Origin of the sequence: Yinghuangia aomiensis, from assembly GCF_039542225.1 — a bacterium.
Classification (GTDB): domain Bacteria; phylum Actinomycetota; class Actinomycetes; order Streptomycetales; family Streptomycetaceae; genus Yinghuangia; species Yinghuangia aomiensis.
Genome location: NZ_BAABHS010000014.1, coordinates 95480 through 118908, shown reverse-complemented (window position 1 = coordinate 118908; position 23429 = coordinate 95480). Strand labels below are relative to the sequence as shown.

Annotated in this window: 23 protein-coding genes and 1 riboswitch; of the genes, 14 read left to right on the top strand and 9 right to left on the bottom strand. The window is 70.8% G+C overall.

Translation table 11 applies throughout. The features are described from left to right. Window positions 1–29: 29 nt before the first annotated feature. The gene (locus ABEA93_RS20525) at window positions 30–164 is read right to left on the bottom strand and encodes a DUF397 domain-containing protein (protein WP_425585020.1); all 135 of its coding nucleotides are present in this window, start codon (window positions 162–164) and stop codon (window positions 30–32) included. Continuing rightward, on the bottom strand, window positions 121–1035 hold the full coding sequence (locus ABEA93_RS20520) for a helix-turn-helix domain-containing protein (protein ID WP_425585028.1): 915 nt from the start codon (window positions 1033–1035) through the stop codon (window positions 121–123). The genes ABEA93_RS20525 and ABEA93_RS20520 overlap by 44 nt, the downstream gene beginning before the upstream one ends. A gap of 167 nt (window positions 1036–1202) precedes the next feature. Between ABEA93_RS20520 and ABEA93_RS20515 the strand changes: the two genes are divergently transcribed. The 3 genes from ABEA93_RS20515 to ABEA93_RS20505 all read left to right on the top strand — a co-directional run bounded on the left by ABEA93_RS20515 (window position 1203) and on the right by ABEA93_RS20505 (window position 3693). Further along, a complete protein-coding gene (locus ABEA93_RS20515; RefSeq protein WP_345677091.1) occupies window positions 1203–1409 on the top strand; it encodes a hypothetical protein in 207 nt (68 codons plus the stop codon). Next, on the top strand, window positions 1406–1729 hold the full coding sequence (locus ABEA93_RS20510) for a hypothetical protein (protein ID WP_345677090.1): 324 nt from the start codon (window positions 1406–1408) through the stop codon (window positions 1727–1729). Before ABEA93_RS20515 ends, ABEA93_RS20510 begins: the two co-directional genes overlap by 4 nt. A gap of 419 nt (window positions 1730–2148) precedes the next feature. Then, on the top strand, window positions 2149–3693 hold the full coding sequence (locus ABEA93_RS20505; protein WP_345677089.1) for an ABC transporter substrate-binding protein: 1545 nt from the start codon (window positions 2149–2151) through the stop codon (window positions 3691–3693). A gap of 78 nt (window positions 3694–3771) precedes the next feature. Here ABEA93_RS20505 and ABEA93_RS20500 read toward each other — a convergent pair whose 3' ends face one another. Then, window positions 3772–4113: a cupin domain-containing protein gene (locus ABEA93_RS20500; RefSeq protein ID WP_345677088.1), complete on the bottom strand. Its 342-nt coding sequence runs from the start codon at window positions 4111–4113 to the stop codon at window positions 3772–3774. A gap of 264 nt (window positions 4114–4377) precedes the next feature. Between ABEA93_RS20500 and ABEA93_RS20495 the strand changes: the two genes are divergently transcribed. From ABEA93_RS20495 to otsB, 3 genes are read left to right on the top strand one after another with little or no spacing between them, the layout of a single operon-like run. Next, on the top strand, window positions 4378–4776 hold the full coding sequence (locus tag ABEA93_RS20495; protein ID WP_345677086.1) for a DUF3263 domain-containing protein: 399 nt from the start codon (window positions 4378–4380) through the stop codon (window positions 4774–4776). 28 nt (window positions 4777–4804) lie between these two features. After that, window positions 4805–5512 carry a LytR C-terminal domain-containing protein gene (locus ABEA93_RS20490; RefSeq protein WP_345677085.1) on the top strand — a complete coding sequence of 236 codons (708 nt, stop codon included), beginning with the start codon at window positions 4805–4807 and terminating at the stop codon, window positions 5510–5512. Between the two features lie 10 nt (window positions 5513–5522). After that, window positions 5523–6350, top strand: a complete 828-nt coding sequence (gene otsB, locus ABEA93_RS20485) for a trehalose-phosphatase (RefSeq protein ID WP_345677084.1) — start codon at window positions 5523–5525, stop codon at window positions 6348–6350. A 19-nt stretch (window positions 6351–6369) separates the two neighbouring features. Here the strand turns inward: otsB and ABEA93_RS20480 are convergent, their stop codons facing one another. Then, a complete protein-coding gene (locus ABEA93_RS20480) occupies window positions 6370–7812 on the bottom strand; it encodes an alpha,alpha-trehalose-phosphate synthase (UDP-forming) (protein WP_345677083.1) in 1443 nt (480 codons plus the stop codon). 98 nt (window positions 7813–7910) lie between these two features. After that, window positions 7911–8894 carry a glucosyl-3-phosphoglycerate synthase gene (locus tag ABEA93_RS20475; RefSeq protein ID WP_345677082.1) on the bottom strand — a complete coding sequence of 328 codons (984 nt, stop codon included), beginning with the start codon at window positions 8892–8894 and terminating at the stop codon, window positions 7911–7913. A gap of 189 nt (window positions 8895–9083) precedes the next feature. Beyond that, window positions 9084–9224: riboswitch (SAM riboswitch) on the top strand. 13 nt (window positions 9225–9237) lie between these two features. On the opposite strand from ABEA93_RS20475, the gene thrC reads away from it, so the two are divergent. The 4 genes from thrC to groL all read left to right on the top strand — a co-directional run bounded on the left by thrC (window position 9238) and on the right by groL (window position 13535). Next, entirely contained in the window at window positions 9238–10512 is a 1275-nt protein-coding gene (gene thrC, locus ABEA93_RS20470) for a threonine synthase (protein WP_345677081.1), read from the top strand. 39 nt (window positions 10513–10551) lie between these two features. After that, entirely contained in the window at window positions 10552–10830 is a 279-nt protein-coding gene (locus ABEA93_RS20465; RefSeq protein ID WP_345677080.1) for a ubiquitin-like small modifier protein 1, read from the top strand. A gap of 528 nt (window positions 10831–11358) precedes the next feature. Next, window positions 11359–11562 carry a cold-shock protein gene (locus ABEA93_RS20460; RefSeq protein WP_018386095.1) on the top strand — a complete coding sequence of 68 codons (204 nt, stop codon included), beginning with the start codon at window positions 11359–11361 and terminating at the stop codon, window positions 11560–11562. A 347-nt stretch (window positions 11563–11909) separates the two neighbouring features. Further along, window positions 11910–13535 (top strand): chaperonin GroEL, encoded by a 1626-nt coding sequence (gene groL, locus ABEA93_RS20455; protein ID WP_345677079.1) that lies wholly within the window; start codon window positions 11910–11912, stop codon window positions 13533–13535. Between the two features lie 486 nt (window positions 13536–14021). Here groL and ABEA93_RS20450 read toward each other — a convergent pair whose 3' ends face one another. Further along, window positions 14022–14399, bottom strand: coding sequence for a hypothetical protein (locus tag ABEA93_RS20450; RefSeq protein WP_345677078.1), 378 nt, complete (start codon window positions 14397–14399; stop codon window positions 14022–14024). 153 nt (window positions 14400–14552) lie between these two features. Between ABEA93_RS20450 and ABEA93_RS20445 the strand changes: the two genes are divergently transcribed. After that, window positions 14553–14834: a DUF4031 domain-containing protein gene (locus ABEA93_RS20445; RefSeq protein WP_345677077.1), complete on the top strand. Its 282-nt coding sequence runs from the start codon at window positions 14553–14555 to the stop codon at window positions 14832–14834. 3 nt (window positions 14835–14837) lie between these two features. On the opposite strand, the gene ABEA93_RS20440 is transcribed toward ABEA93_RS20445, so the two are convergent. Beyond that, complete coding sequence (locus ABEA93_RS20440) at window positions 14838–15476, bottom strand: HD domain-containing protein (protein WP_425585027.1); 639 nt, start codon at window positions 15474–15476, stop codon at window positions 14838–14840. A 165-nt stretch (window positions 15477–15641) separates the two neighbouring features. Then, entirely contained in the window at window positions 15642–17807 is a 2166-nt protein-coding gene (locus tag ABEA93_RS20435) for a HelD family protein (protein ID WP_345677075.1), read from the bottom strand. A 289-nt stretch (window positions 17808–18096) separates the two neighbouring features. Here ABEA93_RS20435 and ABEA93_RS20430 point away from each other — a divergent pair, with 289 nt between their 5' ends. After that, window positions 18097–18285, top strand: coding sequence for a hypothetical protein (locus ABEA93_RS20430; protein ID WP_345677074.1), 189 nt, complete (start codon window positions 18097–18099; stop codon window positions 18283–18285). Window positions 18286–18313: 28 nt separating this feature from the next. Here ABEA93_RS20430 and ABEA93_RS20425 read toward each other — a convergent pair whose 3' ends face one another. Continuing rightward, complete coding sequence (locus tag ABEA93_RS20425; RefSeq protein ID WP_345677073.1) at window positions 18314–19972, bottom strand: DNA repair helicase XPB; 1659 nt, start codon at window positions 19970–19972, stop codon at window positions 18314–18316. A 60-nt stretch (window positions 19973–20032) separates the two neighbouring features. On the opposite strand from ABEA93_RS20425, the gene ABEA93_RS20420 reads away from it, so the two are divergent. Both ABEA93_RS20420 and ABEA93_RS20415 read left to right on the top strand, forming a co-directional pair. Next, a complete protein-coding gene (locus ABEA93_RS20420; RefSeq protein ID WP_345677208.1) occupies window positions 20033–21586 on the top strand; it encodes a recombinase family protein in 1554 nt (517 codons plus the stop codon). Between the two features lie 876 nt (window positions 21587–22462). After that, window positions 22463–22672 (top strand): DUF397 domain-containing protein, encoded by a 210-nt coding sequence (locus tag ABEA93_RS20415; RefSeq protein WP_345677072.1) that lies wholly within the window; start codon window positions 22463–22465, stop codon window positions 22670–22672. Window positions 22673–23429 lie beyond the last annotated feature (757 nt).

The window sequence follows — 23429 nt, the reverse complement described above, 5'->3', positions numbered from 1 at the left end:
GCCCCCGAAGCGCCTCGCCCGGCCCGGGCTTATGCGCGGGCGGCCGACTTGAGGGCGGCCGTCATCGTCGCCCAGGAGGACGTCGAGACGGAGAGAAAGCCGCGCGCGGGCTCCTTGCTGTCACGGACGGGGACGACACCGGGGCAGCCGTCGGCTACCTCCACGCAGTCGCCGCCGGCTTGGTTGCTGTAGCTGCTCTTTCGCCACGCGAGGGATTCGGGGCGGGGGCGGGACACGTCCACGGCTGAAGTCCTCCATTGCTTGTGCGATCAAGTCGAGCGACATGCTCGGGGGCAGGGCTAGTGCCCGGAGCTGATCGTAAGTGGTCTGATAGCGCGCAACATCCGTGGCGTCTTCGACGAGTTGGCCATAGTCGGCGCCTTCCGTGTAGGCAACCAGGGGTTCGTCTCCAGGCAGGGAGAGAAGCGTCAACGAGCCACCCATAGCCCCGTGTTCGCCCTGGTCGAAACACAACACCTGCATGGTGATTCGGGGATCATCTGCCGCGTCTCGAATCCGTGCAAGCTGTCGCCGCATGACCTCAGGACCTCCGACAGGACGACGGATCACCGCTTCGTCCAGCACGATCCCCAGCTTCGGTGCATCCGGCTTCCGGAGTCGTTCCTGACGACCCATCCGAAGCATGAGCTGCTCCGCCAGTTGCTCCTCGCTCGTCCACGAGGGCCATACCCGGAGCAACGCCCTTGCATAATCCTCGGTTTGAAGCAGACCGGGCACGGCGTGCGCCAGGTACTGACGGATCTCCAGGGCGCGCCCGGCCCTGTCGAAGTATTCCTGTGACCAGTCCGGGAACGCCTGCTTGATCAGGTGCTCCCACAGGTCCACGAGCCATCCGTCGGCGCCCAAGGCATCGTCCAGGGCTTGGGCCAGCTCTCGGGTCGGCCGGTGCCCCCGCGCTCGTTCGATCTGCGTGATCCGCGTGCTGTGGACGCGCACCTCCTCGCCCAACTTCTCCTGCGTCCAGCCGCGCGCCTCGCGCAGCAGCCGCACGCGGCGCCCGAACAACGCGGCCAACGAGTCGACCGGTTTCACGTTTGGCACGAATTCCCCCTCGGCCAAGATCATTTCCCCTGAAACCTCCACGTTTCAGGAAGGCATGCCTTACGAGAGTAGCCGCGCTGCGCCACGGTCGAGATACACACGGTGACAGTGCGGTTGACCGATTGGACGGCAGGTAGGGCATGGGCGAGACGAGCAGGCGCCGGTATCCCGCAGGTCCGGCGACCGGGACGGTGCGTGACCTGCACGCGGCTTTCCGGATGGCCGGATTCGAACTCCCGGGAATCGAGCCCCGGTTGCTCGCCGACGGGTCAGTGGGCGTTGACGTCGGTCCCGTATCGCTCAACGTCGCCGCCCGGCTCGCCGACTGGATCCGGGAGCGCGCGTGAAGGCCGCGGCGTTCGCCTGGGACCGGGACGGCGACATCGTGGTGCTCCAGCCCAGCCAGGTCCGCGCCCGAACCGCCGTGCTCCGCAGGCTCCGCGGCGAGCCGACGCAGCCCCACCGGACCGGCGCGCCGTTCGCCGTCGGCGACTGGGTCGCGACCCGCGACGGCTTCGTGTACCGCCCGGCGGGCCGGGTGGTCATGGTGGCGAAACCTGCCGGCGGGCCCGATTGGATCCTCCAAGTCCGTCCCGACGGCGACGGGTTCCCCTACCTGATCGAGTCCGCGAAGGTCCGCAGGATTCCGGCACCGAAGCGGCGATGACCTCCGGTTGTCCAGAGCCCGCAGGGTAGGCCGCGCGCGAGGGGAACCCGCCTGCACCGGGCGGTAGAAAGACCGCACCGCAACGGAGTCCCACCGGATGGTCGTACCGCCTCGACCACCCGGTGCTTCGCGTCCGCGGAATCGCACCGGCACCACCGTTGTCGACGGCCTTCCGTCCCAAGGCTCGCGGATAAGCACGGACAGCACGCCGCACCACACACCACCCCGACCGGAAGCGGCCGACCACCCCCCGACGGAAGCCGCACCGGCCCCGGATCCGCGTACCACAGCCGCCCGTTGACGCGGGCGCGGCCCATCAGGTGAAGGTTGGCCCTGCATTGACTCGCATTTCGCGCGTACTCCCCCCATTCTCGAGACACGGCCGGGGCGCACGACCGCGCCGCGGGCGGCTCGTCGCGGTGGCCGCGGCCGTCGGCATTCTCGTCAGCGGCTGCGCGTCCGGCGGAGGATCCCCGACGCCGGCGGACACGCCGCGCAAGGGCGGCTCGCTGACCCTGAGCCTGCCGGGCGACGCGGCCAGTTTCGACCCCACGCAGACGATGTTCGCGAACGTCGCCGACGGCCAGCGGCTGGCCGCCGTCTACGACAATCTGCTGTGGACCGATCCGGGCACCGGCACGGTCCAGCCGAACATCGCCGAAAGCCTCGTACCCGAACGCGAAGGCGCGGCCTGGGTGCTGCGGATCCGGCCGGGCGTGAAGTTCAGCGACGGCACGCCGTACGACGCGGCGGCGGTGGCGGCCAACTGGCAATGGCACAAGCTCCCCGCGAACAAGTCGTTCCAGACGATGGCCGTACTCAACATCAAAGCCCTCGACGTCGATCCCGCCGATCCCCTCGTCCTGCACATCACGCTGGGGCAGGCCAATGCGAACTTCGACCGCATCGTGGCCCGCAACCTGTCCTTCATCGCCGCGCCCAAGACCCTGGACGGCGCCGGGACGGCGCGCGACAAGCCGGTCGGCGCCGGGCCGTTCCTGCTCAAGGAATGGACCAAGGGGCCGAAAGGCCGCCAGGTCTACGTCCGCAACCCGGATTACTGGGAGAAGGACAAAGGGCTGCCGTATCTCGACGAACTGATCATCAAGCCGGAACTCGACATCGAACACGCGGTCAAGGGGCTGGGCACCGACGCGGACCTGACCGTCACCGTCGATCCCAAGAACCTGGCGCTTGCCCGCGACCACGGCCTTGATGTCCAGGAACTGCGGCTCAACGGCGGTGCGATGGTGCTGTTCAACACCGCGACCGGTCCGTTTGCCGACCCACGGGCCCGCCGGGCCGTCGCGCTGGCGTTGAGCGGCTCGGAGATCAACGACAAGTTCTACAAAGGCGCGGGCACTCCGGCCAAGGGCATCTTCAGCTCGTCGTCGCCGCTGGCCAACAACCAGATCGCCGCGCCGGAGAACGACGGCGCGCAGGCCGCGCAGCTGTTCGACGAGGTGACCGGCAACGGTGCCAAGCCCTTGGAATTCACCTACGTGACGCCGGCGGCGCCGACCACGGTGGCGGTCGCGCAGTACATGCAGGCCAAGCTCGCTGCCTACCGCGGTGTTTCGATGAGCATCCGGGAGGTCGACGTCCCCACATACATCGGGACGGTGCGGAAGGGCTCCGGCGCCTGGAACGCGGCAGTCGGACAGCAGTGGATCGACGACCCTGAACCGGGTGTCTACGACGTCCTCAACGCCGCGAGCTTCGCCAACCTGTCCGGCTACAACAGCCCGGCGGTCAACGCGGCGCTGGACGAGGCCCGCCGCACCACCGACACCGCGGCCCGCCGGGAGGCGTACACCCGCGTCCAGCTCCAGGTGAACCGGGACATGCCGTTCTGGGTGTACCAGGAGGCGGTCGCCGCGGCCTTGTCGACGTCCAAGGTCGCCGGCCTTCAACTCTTCAACGACGGGTTGATCCACTGGGACCGCATCGGGCTCAGCGCGTAGCGGCACCGGAGCGGACGCTGTCGGCCGATCCCACCGTGCCGTGCACGGATGGAAACGGCCGGCAGCGTCCGGACCTGGTCAGAGCTGGATGACGTACGCCTTGCGCAGCGTCTCGTGGATGGTCCAGCGGGTCTTCGCGCCCTCTTCGAGCACGCACGCGTCGCCGGGGCCGACCTCGATCGTCTCGCCACCCTCGACCTCGATGGTCGCGCGGCCGCTGACCACGACGAACATCTCGTTCGCCTCGGTGTCGGTCACCACGCCCGGGGTGATCTGCCAGATCCCGCGGAGGATCTTGCCGTCCTCGGACTCCCACAGCACCTTGCCGGTGACCTCGGGGGTCCCGGACACGATGAGGGACGGGTCGAGCGGATCGGCTTCGAGTTCCGCGTCGGGGATGTGAACGGCAAAAGTCGACATGTCTGGCGACGATACGCGGCGCGCCCGCGGCGCGGGGGCGGGAACGGGCGGCGTGGTGTCTGGACTTTCGGCCGTACGTTGACAGGCTGTCAGCGCCGTGGACAACCGGCGCTTCACCCCCGAACCCCTGCGCAGCCGGGTGAATCGGATGATTTCTCCGGCCCACCACGGTGGCGGTCCCCGGCTGCGTCGGTGCGGCCCGGCAGAATGGCGCCCGGAAAGACAGGCCTCGGCGGCGAGGCGCGCGAGGCTCGGAGGGGCAGCATGACCGATCGGAACACCGCCGGACAGCCGGCCGCGACCGCCCGCATACCCGGGCTCGACGACGCCGCGGCCGCCCCGCCGCCGTCCGGCCCGGGCCGCCCCGCCGTCCCGGCGCCGTCCCCGGCGCCCGCGGAAACGGCCCCGGCCGGCGGTGAGCTGTCGGACCGCGAGCTGGACATCCTCGAATTCGAACGCCAGTGGTGGAAGCACGCGGGCGCCAAGGAACGCGCGGTGCGCGACCGGTTCGGCTGCTCGCCGACCCGCTACTACCAGGCGCTCAACGCCCTGCTCGACCGTCCCGAAGCCCTGCGGCACGACCCGGTCCTGGTCCAGCGGCTGCGCCGGTTGCGCGAAGCGCGGCAGCGGGCCCGGTCGGCGGTGTCCCGGCCCGGGAGCTGACGCCCACTCAGACAGCCGGAGACCGCCCATGCGCCCCCGTCCCGCCCGCCGGAACCGCCGCCGCCCCGCGGACCTCACCGACCCGGGTACGGCATTCCACGGGTTCCCCGGCTTCGGACAGGACGCCGGGGTGTGGCACCGGCCCGACCACCTCGAGGCCCCCGACGCGGAACCGCCGCCGGGACCGCTGGAACGCTTCGGCCCGGTCGGGTCGTCGGCGGTCGCGGTGCTGGGGGTGGCCCTGCTGGTCGGCGGCCTTGTCGCCGGGTTCGGCCATACCCCGGGCGATCCGAGCGCCCGCCTCGGCCCCGGGCCGGCCGCGAGCGCCGTGGCCGCCGCGGGACCCGCGGAGGCGCCCGCCGCGGCCGCCGCCTCCGCACCGGCAGCCCCGCAGTCCGCCGCGAAGTCCGGCGACGTGGTGGTGCTCGACCAAGGCCGCACTCCGACAGCGGCCCGCGCGCTCGTGCAGAAGCTGGGCGCGGGCGGGTGGCGGGTGACCGGCACCGGGGCCTTCCACGGCAACGTCCCGGCGACCACCGCCTATTACCCGACGGGCCAGGAAGCCGCCGCGAAGAAGCTGGCCGCGGCGTTCCCCGAGATCCGCCGGGTCAAGCCCGCGTTCCCCGGGATCTCGCAGACCAAGCTCGTGGTGATCGTCGTCGACACGCAGAATCCGCCGCTCGTTCGGAAGGTGTTGGGCACCGAAGCGCCCCATACGCCGCCAAAAGGTCGCTAGGTTGGAGGCCATGGAGCTGCCCCAACCGACCACGCCCGCCGGCAAAGCCGGGCTGACCGCACTCCTCGACGATCCCTCCGGTGCGGTCGTGGCCCTCGACTTCGACGGCACCCTCGCGCCGATCGTCGACGACCCGGAGGCCGCCCGCGCGGACACCGACGCGGTCCTGGCCCTGTCCCGGCTGGCCCCGCACCTGGACGCCGTGGTGATCGTGACCGGCCGCCCCGCGGCGGTCGCCGTCGCCTACGGCCGGTTCGCCGGCGTCCCCGGACTCGACCGCCTCGTGGTGCTCGGCCACTACGGCCTGGAGCGCTGGGACGCGGTCAGCGGCCGCGTGCACGCGCCCGACGTCCCACCGGGCGTCGACGCGGTGCGGGCCCAGCTGCCCGGGGTGCTGTCCGGCCTCGGCCTGTGGGAGACCACCTGGACCGAGGACAAGGGCAGCGCGCTGGCCGTGCACACGCGCCGGGCCCCCGACCCGCAAGGCGCCTTCGACGCGCTCCGCGCCCCGCTCGCCGCGCTCGCGCACGACCACGGCCTGGTCGTCGAACCCGGCCGGTACGTCCTGGAGTTGCGTCCCGCCGGAATGGACAAGGGCCAAGCCCTCACCGCGTTCCTCGCCGAACGCGGCGCGCGCAGCGTGCTGTTCGCGGGCGACGACCTGGGCGACCTGGCCGCGTTCGACGCGGTGGAACGGCTGCGCGGCGACGGCGTCGCGGGCGTGACGGTGTGCAGCGGCTCCGCCGAGGTGAGCGAACTCGCCGAGCGCGCCGACGTGGTCGTCGACGGACCGCCCGGGGTCGCGGCACTGCTGGCCGCACTCGCGGACGCGGTGTAGCGGGCCGCCTGCCCAAGCCTCAGCCCAGCGCGTCCAGCTGGTCGAGGAACCACTGCTGCGGGCTCAGCGCGGTCGCCGCCGCGGCGAGCCGCTTGGTGCGTTCGCCGCGTTCCGCGTCGTCCATCGACAGCGCGGTGTGCAGGGCCTCGGTCGTCGCCGTCACGTCGAACGGGTTCACCACGACGGCGTCCGCGCCGAGTTCCTCGAATGCGCCCGCCTCGCGGGACAGCACCAGCGCGCAACCGCGCTCGGACACCACCGGGATCTCCTTGGCGACCAGGTTCATGCCGTCCCGGATCGGGTTCACCAGCGCCACGTCGGCGAGCCGGTACGCCGCCAGCGACCGCGGGAAGTCGTCGTTGACGTGCAGGATCAGCGGCTGCCAGGTGCCGTCGCCGAACTCGTCGTCGATCTCCTTGGCGATCCGCTGCACCGCCGCCGTGTACTCGCGGTACTCCGGCAGGTCGTGCCGCGACGGGTAGGCGAACGCGACGTGCACCACGCGCCCGAGCCATTCCGGCCGGGTCCGCAGCAGGTCGCGGTAGGCCAGCAGCCCCCGCACGATGTTCTTCGACAGCTCGGTCCGGTCCACCCGCACGATGACCTTGCGGTCGCCGACCGCCTCGCGGAGCGCGGCCAGCCGCGCCTCGACGTCCGGCCGCGACGCGCGGTCGCGCAGGAATTCGGCGTCCGCGCCGAGCCCGTGCACGCCGATCTCGGTCACCCGGCCGGCGTGCGCGACGGTCATCGCCGCGCGGTCGACGTCGGCGCCGAGCAGTTCCTCGCAGCAGTCCAGGAACGCGCCCGCCCACCGCCGGGTCAGGAATCCTGCGTGGTCCGCGCCGAGGATGCCCTCCAGTACGGCACGCGCGATGTCGTCCGGCAGCAGCCGGAAGTAGTCCGGCGGCGCCCACGGGGTGTGCGAGAAGTGCCCGATCCGCAGGTCGGGCCGCAGCGAGCGGAGCATCCGCGGGGTGAGCGTCAGGTGGTAGTCCTGCACGACGACCTGCGCGCCTTCGCTCGCCTCCGCCGCGAGGGCCTCTGCGAACGCCGCGTTGTAAGCCTCGTACGACGCCCACTCCTTGCGGAACCGGCCGTCGAAGACCGGCTTGGTCGCCGTGTCGTACAGCAGGTGGTGGATGAACCACAGCGTCGAATTGGCTATGGCGTTGTACGCCCGCGCGAACGTCCCCGGGTCGATGTCCAGCATGTGGACGGCCAGGCCGCCGGTGTCGTACCCGGCCCGGTCGATCCGCCCGGCCGGCGCTTCCCGCGCCGCGGTGCGGTCGGCCTCCGACAGCGCAGCGCACACCCAGACCGCGCCGGTGCCCTGGCCTGCCGCGGAGAGCCCGGACACGAGGCCGCCGCCGCCGCGCCGGACGCTCAGCGAACCGTCGTCCTCGGCGTGGAACGACACCGGACCGCGGTTGGACGCGACAAGGACACGTGCTTGGGCGCTCATGCCTGCAAACCTAGCCATCCGGCCGGTCGGACAAACCCCGGCGCCGTGCCGCGCACCCGGGCGCGGGCGCGGCGCGCCGTCCGGAACGGCCCGCGGGATCAGCCGGCGAGCGCGTCGCGGGCGCGGTACTCCGGGATCGTGATCATCGGGGGCCGTTCGTGCGCGGCCACGTCGTGGCTGGTCACCCGGAACCCCTTCTCGTCGCGCTCGAACTGGGCGAACAGCGTGTTGAGGCCGCCCGCGCCCTTGCGCACCCGGCCGTCGCGGTGCAGCCGCTCCAGCACCGCCTGCCAGATCTCGCCCGCCATCCGGCCGAGCCCGGCTTCGTCCTGGTGGCTGTGCCGCCGCACGCCCACGTCGACCTGCGCCATCGCGTCCAGGCCGACCAGGTTCAGGGTGTCGACGAGCATCGCGGTCTCGATGCCGTAGCCGCACGGGAACGGCAGGCGTTCCAGGAGGTGGCGGCGCACCGCGTACTCGCCGCCGAGCGGCTGCACGAACCCGGCGAGTTCCGGCCAGTACATGTTGAGCAGGGGGCGCGCCACCAGCTCGGTGACCCGGCCGCCGCCCGCGGGCACCATGGTGTCGCCGATCTCCAGCGGCCGGTCGTACATCGCCTTCACGAGCTGCACGGACGGGTCGGTCAGCAGCGGGCCGAGGATGCCGGACACGAAGTCCGCGGAGAACCCGCGCAGGTCGGCGTCGACGAAGCAGACGAGGTCGCCGGTGGTGGCGAGAAGCGAACGCCACAGCACCTCGCCCTTGCCGCGCACCGCGGGCAGCCGGGGCAGGATCTCGTCGCGGTGCACCACGCGGGCGCCCGCCGCGGCGGCGACCTCGGCGGTGCGGTCGGTGGACCCGGAGTCGACCACGACCAACTCGTCGACGAGCGGGTGGCGCTCCATCAGCTCGCCGCGGATCGTGCGGACTATCGCCCCGACGGTCGGCTCCTCGTCGAGGGCCGGCAGCACCACGCTGACCCGGATCTGCCCTGCCCGCTTCGCTTCCACCAGCCTCGGGACCGGCCAATCGGCGGCGGTCGAGGACCTCCGGTCCAGCCAGCGGCTCACCTCGGGCAGCACTGTGACGTTCCCCTGTCGCTTCTTGCGCGCATCGTGCGATTCGTGTGTCTATCGTCTCGCGTGGCGGACGGCGATGATCGGCGGGTGGCCGCTTCGGTTACAGTCTTCGTCACGAGGTACGACGATCGCACGTCGACCCGGACAAATGCGGTGCACGAGCCGGTGATACGGCCCACTAGCCCGCCATACAGCTCATCCAGAGGGGCAGAGGGAACGGCCCGTTGAAGCCCCGGCAACCATCCGATCGGTACCCATGTGCATTGCACGCGGGCCTCCCGGCGGACTGGTGCCAAGTCCGTCCCGCGGGAACCCCCGTGGGGAAGATGAGGAGAGAGGCCTCGCCATGGCTACACCCACGATCGATTCCGCCGCCCTGACCTCCGGTGCCTTCGGCCCCGCGGCCGCCTTGTCGTGCCGCGAATGCGGTGAGCGCTACGACCTCGGCCCGATCTTCGCGTGTGCGTTCTGTTTCGGGCCGCTGGAGGTCGCCTACGACTTCTCCGGCGGCGTGACCCGCGAGCAGATCGAAGCCGGTCCGAACAACATCTGGCGGTACGCGCCGCTGCTGCCCGTGTCCGCGGACGTGGCCTCCCGCCCGAACCTCAACCCGGGCTTCACCAAGCTGGTCGTCGCCCGCAACCTGGGCCGCGAGCTGGGCCTGAAGGACCTGTACGTCAAGGACGACTCGGGCAACCCGACGCACTCGTTCAAGGACCGCGTGGTGGCCATCGCCCTCGAGGCGGCCCGCAACTTCGGCTTCACCACGCTCTCCTGCTCGTCGACCGGGAACCTGGCCGGCGCCGTCGGCGCCGCGGCCGCCCGGGCGGGCCTGCGCTCATGCGTGTTCATCCCGTCCGACCTGGAGGCCGGCAAGGTCGTCACGGCGGCCGCCTACGGCGGCGAGCTGGTCGCGATCGAGGGCACCTACGACGAGGTCAACCGCTTCTGCTCGGAGCTGATCGGCGACCCGGTCGGCGAGGGCTGGGGCTTCGTCAACGTCAACCTGCGGCCGTACTACGGCGAGGGCTCCAAGACGCTGGCCTACGAGATCGCCGAGCAGCTCGGCTGGCGGCTGCCCGAGCAGATCGTGATCCCGATCGCGTCCGGCTCGCAGCTCACCAAGATCGACAAGGGCTTCCGCGAGCTGATCAAGCTCGGCCTGGTCGAGGACGCCCCGTACAAGATCTTCGGGGCGCAGGCCGAGGGCTGCTCGCCGGTGTCCGCCGCGTGGAAGGCCGGGCACGACGTGATCCGGCCGGTCAAGCCGGACACCATCGCGAAGTCCCTGGCCATCGGCAACCCGGCGGACGGGCCCTACGTGCTCGACGTGTGCAAGCGGACCGGCGGCGCGGTGGAGGACGTCGACGACACGCAGGTCGTCGACGCGATCAAGCTGCTGGCCCGGACCGAGGGCGTCTTCGGCGAGACCGCGGGCGGCGTGACCGTCGGCGTGCTGCGCAAGCTGGTGGAGACCGGGCAGCTGGACCCGGACGCCACGACCGTCGTCCTCAACACCGGCGACGGCCTCAAGACCCTGGACGCCATCGAGGGCACGACGGGCGCGACCGCGACCATCCGCCCTTCGCTGGACGCGTTCCGCGCGGCCGGCCTGGCCTGACGCCGCCTCCGTAAGAGCCCCGAAAGGTTGATGACACAGATGAGCGTTTCCGTCCGCATTCCGACGATCCTGCGCACCTACACCGACGGCGCGGCCGAGGTCACCGCCGAGGGCGCGACGCTGGCCGAGGTCGTCGAGTCGCTGGAGAAGAGCTACCCGGGCATCGCGGCGCGCGTGCTCGACGACACCGGCAAGCTGCGCCGGTTCGTGAACGTCTATGTCAACGACGACGACGTGCGTTTCGCGGACGGCCTGCAGACCGCGACGCCGGACGGTGCGAACGTCTCGGTGATCCCGGCCGTCGCGGGCGGTTGTTGATCCCGCAATAAACGAAGTCCGCCGCCCGGTGCACCGGGCGGCGGACTTTTTTCATGATCCCCACCTTTTCATGATCCCCACCTGAGGCCCACCAGAGCGCCTTGCGGCGTGCCGCATTCGGAACCGCCGATTCCGTGGAAGGCTGGTGCCGGTGCACTCCGGTACTACCGCATTTTCCGGAGATGTCGCGGCAACCGCCACAGAATCCCGTGGCCGGGATCACACCCGAAATGTCCTTGTTGTCGCATTTATTGCGGAGTGAAATGCGGCTTTTCGTGGTGTACGTCACGCTCCGAGGCTTTTATTCCTCCCGGATTTCTCGTCCGTTTGACCTGTTGCGTCGGGCACGCATCCGGATACATTCAGCCGCGGTCGGACGGTTCCACGTACTGGTTCCTGGTGTGTGGCAACAACTCGCGAACCTGCTTGCCCTGTGCTGACTTCACTCAGTCGGTCAAGAAGTAAGCGAACGACCCGGAGCTGCGGCGCGCAGTTTCCGTGAAAGGGCCAGTAACAGGGGAGTTAGGAATGGCTCAGGGCACCGTCAAGTGGTTCAACGCGGAGAAGGGGTACGGCTTCATCGCGGTCGACGGTGGTGCGGACGTCTTCGTCCACTACAGCGCGATCCAGATGGACGGGTACCGGACGCTTGAGGAAGGACAGCGGGTCGAGTTCGAGATCTCGCAGGGGCAGAAGGGCCCGCAGGCGGACATGGTCCGCGTGACCGGCTGAGCCCGTTCACAGCTCTTCTGAATACTGCTTTTCTTCTTCAGACGTGCCGAAGGCCCGGTCCCCCGTGCAGGGGGGTCCGGGCCTTCGGCGTGCCCGGGGTGCGCAGGAGCGGGCGGGACGGCAGGGGCGGCAGCGCCGCGCGGGCCCTGATACGGCCGGGTCCGCTTGCACTCGACCTACCCGAGTGCTAATCATTGGCGTTAGCACTCTGGATGTGAGAGTGACAAAAGGACCGGGCAGACGAGGTCCGGAGGCCGTGGGGGAAGGATCCCCGCGGAGTCGGGTCGTCCGTCGCGGGCGTCGGCCGGTCCTTCAGCATCCACCCCGTTCTGGGAGGACCTCACCACATGGCCAAGATCATCGCGTTCGACGAAGAGGCGCGTCGCGGCCTTGAGCGCGGGATGAACCAGCTCGCCGACGCCGTCAAGGTCACGCTCGGCCCCAAGGGCCGCAACGTCGTGCTCGAGAAGAAGTGGGGCGCGCCCACCATCACCAACGATGGTGTGAGCATCGCCAAGGAAATCGAGCTGGAAGACCCGTACGAGAAGATCGGCGCCGAGCTGGTCAAGGAGGTCGCGAAGAAGACGGACGACGTCGCCGGTGACGGCACGACGACCGCGACCGTCCTGGCCCAGGCGCTCGTGCGTGAGGGTCTCCGCAACGTCGCCGCCGGCGCCAACCCGATGGCCCTCAAGCGCGGCATCGAGAAGGCCGTCGAGGCCGTCTCCGAGCAGCTGCTCAACCTTGCGAAGGACGTCGAGACCAAGGAGCAGATCGCTTCCACGGCCTCCATCTCCGCCGCCGACCCGCAGATCGGCGAGATGATCGCCGAGGCGATGGACAAGGTCGGCAAGGAAGGCGTCATCACCGTCGAGGAGAGCAACACCTTCGGGCTCGAGCTCGAGCTCACCGAGGGCATGCGCTTCGACAAGGGCTACATCTCGCCCTACTTCTCCACCGACCCGGAGCGTATGGAGGCCGTCCTCGACGACCCGTACATCCTGATCGTCAACAGCAAGATCGCCTCGGTGAAGGACCTCCTCCCGCTGCTGGAGAAGGTCATGCAGAGCGGCAAGCCGCTCGCGATCATCGCCGAGGACGTCGAGGGCGAGGCCCTGGCCACGCTCGTCGTCAACAAGATCCGCGGCACCTTCAAGTCCGTCGCCGTCAAGGCCCCGGGCTTCGGCGACCGCCGCAAGGCCATGCTGGGCGACATCGCCATCCTCACCGGTGGCCAGGTCGTCAGCGAAGAGGTCGGCCTCAAGCTGGAGAACGCGGGCATCGACCTGCTCGGCCGCGCCCGCAAGGTCGTCGTCACCAAGGACGAGACGACGATCGTCGACGGCGCCGGCGACTCGGACCAGGTCGCGGGCCGCGTGAACCAGATCCGCGCGGAGATCGAGCAGTCCGACTCGGACTACGACCGCGAGAAGCTCCAGGAGCGCCTCGCCAAGCTGGCCGGCGGCGTGGCCGTCATCAAGGCCGGCGCGGCCACCGAGGTGGAGCTCAAGGAGCGCAAGCACCGCATCGAGGACGCGGTGCGCAACGCCAAGGCCGCCGTCGAGGAGGGCATCGTCGCCGGTGGTGGCGTGGCCCTGCTCCAGGCGTCCGAGGGTGCGTTCGGCAAGCTCGAGCTGGACGGCGACGAGGCCACCGGTGCCGCGATCGTCAAGCTCGCCGTCGAGGCCCCGCTGAAGCAGATCGCGGTCAACGCCGGCCTCGAGGGCGGCGTCGTCGTGGAGAAGGTGCGCAACCTTCCCTCGGGCCACGGCCTGAACGCCGCGACCGGCGAGTACGTCGACCTGGTCGCGACCGGCATCATCGACCCGGCCAAGGTGACGCGCTCCGCGCTGCAGAACGCGGCCTCCATCGCCGCGCTGTTCCTCACCACCGAGGCCGTCATCGCGGACAAGCCGGAGAAGGGCGGCGCCCCGGCCGGCGGCGCCCCCGACATGGGCGGCATGGACTTCTGATCCGAGGGCCCGGTGACCGGGCCCGCGGACCGGACGGCGGGTATTCGACGCCGAGGTCTCTTCGGAGGGCGGCATCCCCTTGGGGGTGCCGCCCTCCGGCGTTTCCGGCGGAGTTCCCCGGCCGCGCCGCGCGGAAAATGCCTGGCGGCAGTTCCCGACCGGCTCCTAGCATCGTGAACGTGCCTGCGGGAACGACGAGTTCCTTCCGTCTTGGTGACAGTTGCCTGCTAAGCAACCGCCGGGTTCAAAACCCGAAACGGAACCCGTGACCTACCCGCGGGCACCCAGTGAGGGGCGCGAATATCCACCAGACACGCCCTGGACGCGGACGCGGGGGCGGGGTGCGGTCGAAGCGGCAGGAGGCGCCCCGACCCTTGATCAAGCCCTGCCCGCCCGCGCGCGTCTCCCCGCGTGATCGCCTCGCGCACCCCGCGTCGTGCCGCTGTCCCACGCCTCGCCCCTGCGTTGCCCCGTCGGCACTCCGCCCTACTCGGCCGCCGACAGCCATCCCAGCGGGGCGACCGGGGCCGCCGCCTTCTCGCACATCCACGTCGGGTCTTCGCCCAGTTCGGGTTCCAGGTAGAGCTGGTGGGCGTCCTCCGTGTCCGCGTGGTGCGGGCAGGCGGGCCAGCGGATGCCCGTTTCGTCGAGGGCTTCCTGGACGTCCTGCGCGACGAGCCCGGGCGCGAACTTCGCGCCGTCCGGCCACTCGCGGCACCACCAGCGGCGCCCCGCCACGGCGTCCTCGACGAGGGACACGATGGCGGGGTCGGTGGCGCCGCACGCGGTCAGGTCGCGCAGCACCACCGCGCGGGCTTCGTGCAGGGCGGTTTCGACGGGGTCTTCGATGGGGTCTGCGTCCACGCCCCCATTGTCCGCGGCCGCGGGCGGTGCCGGGGCGGGGGCACGCGGCACGGCCGCCCGGATCGCATGGCGGGCAGGGCCGATCGCGTGGCGGGACCGTCGTCCGCCGCGTCCCCCGGGCCCGTCGGCCGCGCCGCGGGGGATGATCGACCCGTGACGGTACTCATCGATCCCCCCACGTGGCCCGGTCACGGCCGCATGTGGTCGCACCTGGTCAGCGACGTCTCCTACGACGAACTGCACACGTTCGCGCGCGCCTTGGGCGCGCCCGAGCGCGGGTTCGACCGGGACCACTACGACGTCCCGGCGGAAATGTACGACCGGGCGATCGCGCTGGGCGCGCAACCGGTCGGCGGCAAGGAACTCGTGGCGCGGCTCAACGCGGCCGGGCTGCGGCGGAGGAAGCGGCGCAACGCGGAGGCGGCGCCGGAGTAGCGCTCAGCCCTGCTGCCGCGGAATCCCGCCTTCCAGCCGCTCCAGCTCCGTCCGCAGGTTCCGCCGCGCCGGCTCCTCGTAGCGGGCGTAGCCCATCGGCGTGTGGAACAGCCGCGGCAGCGCCAGCAGATCACGCAGCACCGCGGCGCGCGCGTTGCGGAAGGCCTCCTCCGGGACGAACGCGTACTCGTCCCGGACCGCCGCCGCATAGGCGTCGTAGGTCTCGCGCGGCGTCGCCAGGATCGCGAGGTCCGCGTCGCACAGCACCGCCGCGTTGCGGTCGCCTTCCGACGGGGCGTGCTCGGCGGTGACCCGCACCAGCCGGGCGGTCTCCGCGACCAGCGGCGGGGCGATGCCCGCCTCGGTGAGCGCGCGTTCCGCGAGGCGGGCGCTGCGTTCCTCGTTGTCGGCGCGGGCCGGGTCGTAGACCGCGTCGTGGAACCACGCGGCGAACCGGACCGCGTCCGGGTCGTCGGCGTCCTGGGCGAGTTCGTCGACGAGCTCGAGTACCGCGAGCAGGTGCCCCGTCGCGTGGTAGCGCCGGTGCGGCTGCGAGTACCGGCCGATCAGATCCTCGCCGACGGCGGCGGCCGTCCCGCCGGAGTCCCCGACGAGCCTGGCCCAGCGTTCCTGCAGCGTCATGGCGGCGGTCTCCTGGATGCGTTCCACGGGTTCAGCATGCCAGCCGCCCCCGGCATTTCCCGGGACGCCATGCGGTGCGGCGCCCCGAGCGGAGCATCCCCCGGGACCCGGTCGGCGAATCCGATGATCGTTCCGGGAAGGCGGCCGTGACGTCCGTCCGCCGGTTCAGGCGGTGAGTTCGTCGGGGAGTGCGCGGCTGTGCGTGACCACCAGTCCGGAGACGGCGCGGGTCAACACGACGTACAGCCGTCGCAGGCCCTGCGGTTCGGCTTCGACGATCTCCGCCGGTTCGACGACCGCGATGTGGTCGAACTCAAGGCCCTTGGCCAGGCTCGCCGGGACCAGGTTGAGCCGTGACTCGGTCGCGGTGCCGGCGCCCAACTCGCGGAACCCGGTGCCGGTTTCGGCGAGCGCCTTGGCCAGCGCCGGAATGCGGGCGTCGGCGGCGATCAGGCCGACCGAGCCTTCCAGACCGAGCAGGGCCCGGGCGTCGGCCGCCGCCGCGGTGTCCAAGTCCGCCGCGTCGGCCGGGCGCAGGGTGAGCGACCCGGGTGCCTCGCGGACCGACGACGCGGGGGCCAGGCCGGGGGCGATGTGCGGGAGCAGGCGGCTCGCGAAGTCGAGGATCTCGCGCGGTACCCGGAAACCCTGGGTCAACTCCTCGACGCGGGCGCCCTCGTGGCCGAGGTGCCGGAGCGTCTCGGCCCAGTCGGCGGCCGCCCACGGGGTGGTGCCCTGCGCGATGTCGCCGAGCACGGTCGCCGAACCCGTGGTGCAGCGGCGGCCGATCGCGCGGCACTGCATCGCCGACAGGTCCTGGGCTTCGTCGACGACGACGTGGCCGACGCTCGGCGTCCGCGCGACCAGGTCGGCCGCCTCGTCGATGAGCACCGCGTCCGCGGGCGTCCACTTCGCCGAGCCGACCCCGCGGGCCGGCTTCTCCCACAGCAGCAGCGCCTGTTCCTCGGCGGTGAGGATGCCGTCCGCGTTCGCGGCCAGGAACTCCGGGTCGGAGAACAGCCGCAGCAGCAGCTTCGCCGGATCGACGGCCGGCCACACCGCGTTGACCACGTCGCGCACCGGCTTGGACCGTGCGACCGCATCCTGCACCCGGTCGTCCGGGGACTCGCCGGCGCGTTCCATCTGCACCAGCACCGCGTGCGCGAGGCGCTGGTGCAGCATGTCGCGGGCGGCGCCGTAGCGGACGTCGCGGCCGCGCAGCGCGGTCACGACCTCCTCGATCTCGTACGCGGGCAGCCGCCACCGCCGCGAACCCCGCACCACCAGCAGCGACTCGGCCGGCATCGCGACGCCGGACCACACCGCGCGGCGCAGCACCTCGGCCATCCGCGCGTCGCCCTTGAGCCGTCCCCGGTCCGGGTCGTCGGGGGCCTTGACCGGTACGCGCGCGACGCGGCCGACGAGGTCCTCGACGGTGGTCTGCCCGACCTCGACCTCGCCGAGCGCGGGCAGCACCTGCTGGATGTAGTCGAGGAACGACCGGTTCGGGCCGACGACCAGGGTGCCGCTGCGCTGGAGCCGCTCGCGGTGCGCGTACAGCAGCCACGCCACGCGGTGCAGGCCTACCGCGGTCTTCCCGGTGCCGGGCGCGCCTTGGACGCAGACGGTGTCGCCGAGGTCGGCGCGGACGATCTCGTCCTGTTCGGGCTGGATGGTCGCGACGATGTCGCGCATCGGGCCGACGCGCGGGCGCTCGATTTCCGCGGCCAGGATCGCGCTCGCGCGGTCGGTCTCGTCGCGGTCGGTGAGGTGCTCGTCTTCGAACGCGGTCAGGTCGCCGCCGGTCCAGCCGAAGCGGCGGCGCAGTTCCACGCCGAGCGGTTCGATGCGGGTGGCGCGGTAGAACGACCGCGACACCGGGGCGCGCCAGTCGACGACCATCGGGTCGCCGAGGTGGTCGTGCACATGGCGGCGGCCGATCCAGAAGCGTTCGACGGGCCGCGTCGGGTCGGCGGCGACCTCGACGGGCGCGGTGCCGGTGGACACGTCGGGGGCGTCCGCGAAGCGGCCGTCGACGCGGCCGAAGAACAGCGGTGCGTGCGCGTGGTCGGCGAGGGCCGCGATGCGGGCCTGGATCAGGCTGTGCACGAGTTTGTTGGAGACGTCGTTGCCGCCGACGTCGCGGAGGTCGAGTGCCTCGGTCTCCTCGCGCATGCGGCGCAGGGCCGTGCGGGACGCGGCCAGGTGGGCTTGTTCCGCGGCCAGCGCGGCTTCGGGGTCCGCCTCGGTGTCGGGCAGGTCGGCCGACCGGGCGTCGGGGGCGAGGCCGTCGGCGGCGTAGGGGGCGGGGTCCGTTTCGAACGCGGGCATGCGGGCTCCGGATGCGGTAGCGGCAGCGGGGTCGCCGACCGATTCCGACCGGGCGGCGTGGCGCCGGCGCCCAACCCTCGCGGGCAGTGCGGTTACGCGGCAGCGGAAGCAGGCCAGCTTAGGCGGGCGCTCCGGGGCGGGCAAACCGATTCCGGCGCGGCTTCCGATGCGCGTGCGGGCCCCGGGGCCGACCCCGAGGCCGGGTCGGGGGTGTCATCCCCGCGGCCTACCGCGATTGGCGACTCGGTGCCGACGCGCCCCTTATGCGGGGAAACCTAACGTTGTGGACATGGTGACCGTATTCCACTCCCACGCTCTGTCCGCCCCGCTCGGCCCGGACGCCGCGGCGTCCGGGCGGGCCCACGAAAGCGTCCTCGCCCGGACCGGCCGGATCGCCGCGCTCACCGTGCGCGGCGCGGCGATATTCGCCGTCACCGGGCTGAAAGTCGCGATCCTCGGCAAGGACGGCGTCGATTGACCGCCGTCCCCGCCGTCCCGTCCGTCCCTCAGGAGACCTCGTCCGGAAGCTCGCCGCCGCGCAGGTCGTCGGCGTCGACGATGCGGTACGCGTAGCCCTGCTCGGCCAGGAACCGCTGCCGGTGCGCGGCGAACTCCTGGTCGATCGTGTCCCGCGCCACCACCGAGTAGAAGCGCGCCGCGCGGCCGTCCGCCTTCGGGCGCAGCACCCGGCCGAGGCGCTGGGCCTCCTCCTGGCGCGACCCGAACGAGCCGGACACCTGGATCGCGACCGCCGCCTCCGGCAGGTCGATCGAGAAGTTGGCGACCTTGCTGACCACCAGCACCGAGATCTCGCCTTGCCGGAACGCCTCGAACAGCCGCTCCCGCTCGGTGTTGCGGGTCTCGCCCTTGATGACCGGGGCGTTCAGCGTCTCGCCGAGTTCGTCGAGCTGGTCGATGTACTGGCCGATGACCAGCGTCTGCTCGCCCGCATGGCTCTCCACCAGCTCGCGGGTGACCCGCGTCTTGGTCGCGGTGGTCGCGCAGAAGCGGTAGCGCTCCTCCGGCTCGGCCGTCGCGTACGCCAGCCGTTCCGCGTCGGTCAGCGTGACGCGCACCTCGACGCAGTCCGCGGGCGCGATGTAGCCCTGGTTCTCGATCTCCTTCCACGGCGCGTCGTACCGCTTCGGGCCGATCAGCGAGAACACGTCGCCTTCGCGGCCGTCCTCGCGCACCAGCGTCGCGGTCAGGCCGAGCCGCCGCCGGGCCTGGAGATCGGCGGTGAACCGGAAGATCGGCGCGGGCAGCAGGTGCACCTCGTCGTAGACGATGAGGCCCCAGTCCCGCGAATCGAACAGTTCCAGGTGCGGGTAGACGCCCTTCCGGCGCGTCGTCACCACCTGGTACGTCGCGATCGTGACCGGGCGGATCTCCTTGCGGGTGCCGCTGTACTCGCCGATCTCGTCCTCGGTCAGCGACGTCCGCTTGACCAGCTCGGCCTTCCACTGCCGCGCCGAGACCGTGTTGGTCACCAGGATCAGCGTGGTCGCCTTCGCGGTCGCCATGGCCGCCGCGCCCACCAGCGTCTTGCCCGCGCCGCACGGCAGCACCACGACACCCGAGCCGCCGTGCCAGAAGCCCTCCACGGCCTCCTGCTGGTACGGGCGCAGATGCCAGCCGTCCTCGGCCAGGTCGATCGCGTGCGCCTCGCCGTCCACGTACCCGGCCAGGTCTTCCGCGGGCCAGCCCAGCTTGAGCAGCACCTGCTTGATCTGGCCGCGCTCGGACGGGTGCACCGCCACGGTGTCCGGGTCCACCCGGTTGCCGACCAGCGGCGCGATCTTCTTGCTGCGCAGCACCTCTTCGAGGACCGCGCGGTCGGTCGTGGTCAACACCAGGCCGTGCGCGGGGTGCTTGGCGAGGGTGAGGCGGCCGTACCGCCCCATCGTGTCGGCGACGTCGACCAGCAGCGCGTGCGGCACCGGGTAGCGCGAGTAGCGCAGCAGCACGTCGACGACCTGCTCGGCGTCGTGGCCGGCCGCGCGCGCGTTCCACAGGCCGAGCGGCGTCAGCCGGTAGGTGTGCACGTGCTCGGGCGCGCGCTCCAACTCGGCGAACGGCGCGATGGCCCTGCGGCACTCGGCGGCGGCCTCGTGGTCGATCTCCAGGAGGAGGGTCTTGTCGGACTGGACGATCAAGCAGGACACACATAACTCCTAGTTAGGATCGTCACTGTGACGACTGAGGCACCTGTACCGGTGGGGGCCATGCCCCGGATGCGGACCCGCAAGGGGGTTCCGGCCAGCGCGCGGGGCATGCGCGCAGCTATCTATGTTCGCCTGTCCCGGGAAACCGAAGAGTCTACTTCGCCGGAGCGTCAGCGAGCGGCCTGTGAGTCCCTGTGTGAGGTGCGGGGATGGACTGTCGTGGCGGTTGAAGAGGACATCGACGTCTCGGGCTTCTCGCGGGGCCTGGAGCGCCCGGGACTGCAACGCATCCTTTCCCGTCTCGCCGACTTCGACGTCATCGTGTTCTTCAAGATCGACCGTCTCGCGCGGTCCACGGTGGACTTCGCCGAGATCATGAAGATCGCCGAGACCGCGAACGTCGGTCTTGCGTCGGCGAGCGAACCGCTCGACCTGACGTCGTCCATGGGCCGCGCCATGGCGAAGGTCATCGCGGTCTTCGCCGAGCTTGAGTCGGACACGATCGGCATGCGCGTGTCGAACGCGCATGAGCACCTGCGCCGTGAGGGTCGGTGGACGGGCGGGCGAGTCCCGTACGGCTACCGCGTTGCCGACAACCCCGGCGGGGCGGGGAAGGTGCTGGAAGTCGACAAGACAGAATCCGACACCGTTCACGAGATCGTGAAGAGGGTGCTGGACAAAGACTCGCTCATGAAGATCGCAACCGATCTGACGGCGGCAGGTATTCCTTCGCCGGGTCACTCGTCGCGCCAGACGACGGGAAAGCGCAGCGAATCCAAGAAGTGGTACACGACGACGCTCCGGAGCCTGCTCACCAATCCGCAACTCCTGGGGCAGGTGATCGAGGATGGAAAGCCGATTCTGCGGACGGACGGCCTTCCGCTGGTGACCCGTCCGCCGATCCTGGACATGGACACGTGGCAGGCGCTGCAAGACGAGCTTGAGCGCCGCGCCAATCCCGGTGAGCGGCGCCGTGAGGGTACGTCGTTGCTCCGGGGCATCCTGCACTGCTCGCTGTGCGGCTTCCGGATGTACACCTTCGTCTCCGGCGGGAAGATCCGGTACCGGTGCATCGGCCGTCTGAAGAAGGCCCAGAGCGGCGAAGGCAACGGCTGCTACGGCGTGACCATTGCGGCGGAAGCGTTGGAGGAGTACATCACGGCGGACTTCCTGAAGACGTTCGCCAAGATCCCCGTCGTTCGACTCGTGGAGCACGCCGGAGAAGACTTCCGCCCGCAGATCCGGCAAGCCGAGGAAGCCTTGAAGGACCTTCAGAAGGACCGGTACGAACGCGGCTTGTTCAAGGGCGACGACGGCGCGGAGCGGTACGCAGAGCAGTACGCAAGCCTGGAGGAACGCGCAGCATCGCTCAAAGAGAAGCAGCGTCATGCGAAGCCCGCTGGTGTCGAAACCGTCCCGACCGGCCAGACGCACGGCCAGATGTTCAAGGCGGCCGACGTCGCCGGAAAGCGCGAACTCCTTTTGAACTGTGGTGCGTTCGTCGAAGTCGGGCCCGGGAAGAAGGGCGTCCGCAAGTTGGATGACTCGCGCTTGGGCGTCTACTACGGCGACGAAGGCTTGATCCGCCGTAGCGGCGGCAGGCTGAAGGGGTAGCACCCACACACCACGCCCCGTCCCGGTTCGCCGGGACGGGGCGTGGTGGCTCGTCAGCGCAAAGCACGTCCGGGCCGTCGACGTCGACCGGATCAAGGCCAGGCAGCGCCGGGCATGGTCGGGGGCGGCGGTGCCCGCCGTGCCGGATGTGCTCCCTGCCTTGAAGCCCGTCCGATACCGGCGCGCGCCCCGGGCGGTCGCCGTATGAGAAAGCCCGCGTTCGCATGGGACAGCAACGGTGACGTCGTCGTGCTCCAGCCCGGTCAGGTCCGCGCCCGAACCACGGTGCTCCGGAAGTTCGGCAACGAGTCGAACAGGAAACCGCAGAGCGACGCCGGGGCGCCCTTCGCCGCCGATGACTGGGTCGCCGTCCACCCCGATTTCGCCCACCGCCCGACCGGCCGGTCGTCATGGTCGCGAAGCCTGCCGGTGGGCCGGACTGGATTCTTCAAGTCCGCCCCGACGGCGACGGCTTCCCCTACCTGATCGAGTCGGCGAAGGTCCGCAAGATTCCGGCACCGGGGGCGTAATGGCCGAGTACAGCGAAGCCCGGGAGCGGCAAGTCACCCGCGCCGAAGCGCTTGCCCGAGTGGAAGACGCCTTTCGTCGCTTCGAAGCCGACAGAGAACGGCGCGGACTGCCCGCCCCGCCCGTGCCCGCCGAGAAGGGCAGATGCCAGTAAAGCGCCGATTGGCGGTCGTGTACGTCGCGGCATTCCTGGTCGGACTCGCCGCCCGCGTGGCGCTCCGCTGGTCCCAATGAACCCCTGTCCGGTGTCGTGCCGAGTCACCCGCTCCCCGCCGACACCGGACTGGCCGAAACCCCCGAAGGCCAACCGGCCAACGGGCAACGCACCGCCAGAGAGGACGTCAACTAATGGTTAACGAACCGAAGTTCGAGTTCGTCAGCGCGTCCGCCTGCCACGATCAGAAGGTCGGCAACTGCATCGAGGTCGCCCTGAACGTGCCCGGCGTCGTCGCCATCCGCGAGAGCGAGAACCCGGGTACCGTCGTGGAGACGACACCGGAGCCGTGGGCGACCTTCGTCGCCGCTGCGGCGGCGGGAGAGTTCAGCCTGAGCGCGTGAGCCGGGAGGCGTGCGGTGGCAATGTGTCCGACCTGCGGGGGTGAAGGCTGCCCTGACCCGGAGTTCACGGGGTCGGTGTGGTGCTTCGGATGCGGGGTGTTCTACCGCCCCGAACCGAAGCCGTGCCCGCCGGGTCGGCTTTTTCAATCCACGCTCATCCGCGCGCCGTACAAGGTCCGCAAGCACGATGCGGCGGACCCGCCCGAAGGGTGACCGAGTAATCGGCAGTGAAACCGCCCCGTCCGTGTCGTGGCTCCGTGCGCCATGGGCGGGGCGGTCGTGCGTCCCGCCGAAGCTGGGCAGGAGTCTCGTCACCGCGAAAGAGTGCGTACGGGCGAAGCCACTCCGGACCGGCCGACGAACAAATAATGTGCGTATCCCGCTTGATCGTGTGGGCGATCAGGGGGCCGGATGTCGGCTGAGCCACGCGGACCTTCCTTACGGCGAACGGCGGACAACAAGTGTGAACCACTCCGGGGGCCCGGGTGTTCCGCCCGCGGACCGCCGGCCCCGCGGGCGGCGCCGAGCGGGGCCGTGCACCCGACGGGAACCGGCGCGGGAAACCGGCCGAAAACCGATCCGGACCGGCGATATTCCCCACGGGTAGCAGCCGTCTTGCACCGTACTGCGCAGGGATGAGCGGGAGAGCCATCCCTAGGGAGGAACCACGGCCGAGGCAGCCGCTTTTACTCTGGATATTCAATGGCGCATTTCCTGCCGCGGCCGGTACCCTCCGACCCCCTTGCGGCCTCCGACC

Bases quoted from the DNA above. Each gene is read 5' to 3' on its own strand.
- ABEA93_RS20515 (WP_345677091.1), top strand. From the start codon at position 1,203: ATGGGCGAGACGAGCAGGCGCCGGTATCCCGCAGGTCCGGCGACCGGG.
- ABEA93_RS20500 (WP_345677088.1), bottom strand. From the start codon at position 4,113: ATGTCGACTTTTGCCGTTCACATCCCCGACGCGGAACTCGAAGCCGAT.
- ABEA93_RS20495 (WP_345677086.1), top strand. From the start codon at position 4,378: ATGACCGATCGGAACACCGCCGGACAGCCGGCCGCGACCGCCCGCATA.
- ABEA93_RS20490 (WP_345677085.1), top strand. From the start codon at position 4,805: ATGCGCCCCCGTCCCGCCCGCCGGAACCGCCGCCGCCCCGCGGACCTC.
- otsB (WP_345677084.1), top strand. From the start codon at position 5,523: ATGGAGCTGCCCCAACCGACCACGCCCGCCGGCAAAGCCGGGCTGACC.
- ABEA93_RS20480 (WP_345677083.1), bottom strand. From the start codon at position 7,812: ATGAGCGCCCAAGCACGTGTCCTTGTCGCGTCCAACCGCGGTCCGGTG.
- thrC (WP_345677081.1), top strand. From the start codon at position 9,238: ATGGCTACACCCACGATCGATTCCGCCGCCCTGACCTCCGGTGCCTTC.
- ABEA93_RS20465 (WP_345677080.1), top strand. From the start codon at position 10,552: ATGAGCGTTTCCGTCCGCATTCCGACGATCCTGCGCACCTACACCGAC.
- ABEA93_RS20460 (WP_018386095.1), top strand. From the start codon at position 11,359: ATGGCTCAGGGCACCGTCAAGTGGTTCAACGCGGAGAAGGGGTACGGC.
- groL (WP_345677079.1), top strand. From the start codon at position 11,910: ATGGCCAAGATCATCGCGTTCGACGAAGAGGCGCGTCGCGGCCTTGAG.
- ABEA93_RS20440 (WP_425585027.1), bottom strand. From the start codon at position 15,476: ATGACGCTGCAGGAACGCTGGGCCAGGCTCGTCGGGGACTCCGGCGGG.
- ABEA93_RS20435 (WP_345677075.1), bottom strand. From the start codon at position 17,807: ATGCCCGCGTTCGAAACGGACCCCGCCCCCTACGCCGCCGACGGCCTC.
- ABEA93_RS20430 (WP_345677074.1), top strand. From the start codon at position 18,097: ATGGTGACCGTATTCCACTCCCACGCTCTGTCCGCCCCGCTCGGCCCG.
- ABEA93_RS20420 (WP_345677208.1), top strand. From the start codon at position 20,033: ATGCCCCGGATGCGGACCCGCAAGGGGGTTCCGGCCAGCGCGCGGGGC.
- ABEA93_RS20415 (WP_345677072.1), top strand. From the start codon at position 22,463: ATGGTTAACGAACCGAAGTTCGAGTTCGTCAGCGCGTCCGCCTGCCAC.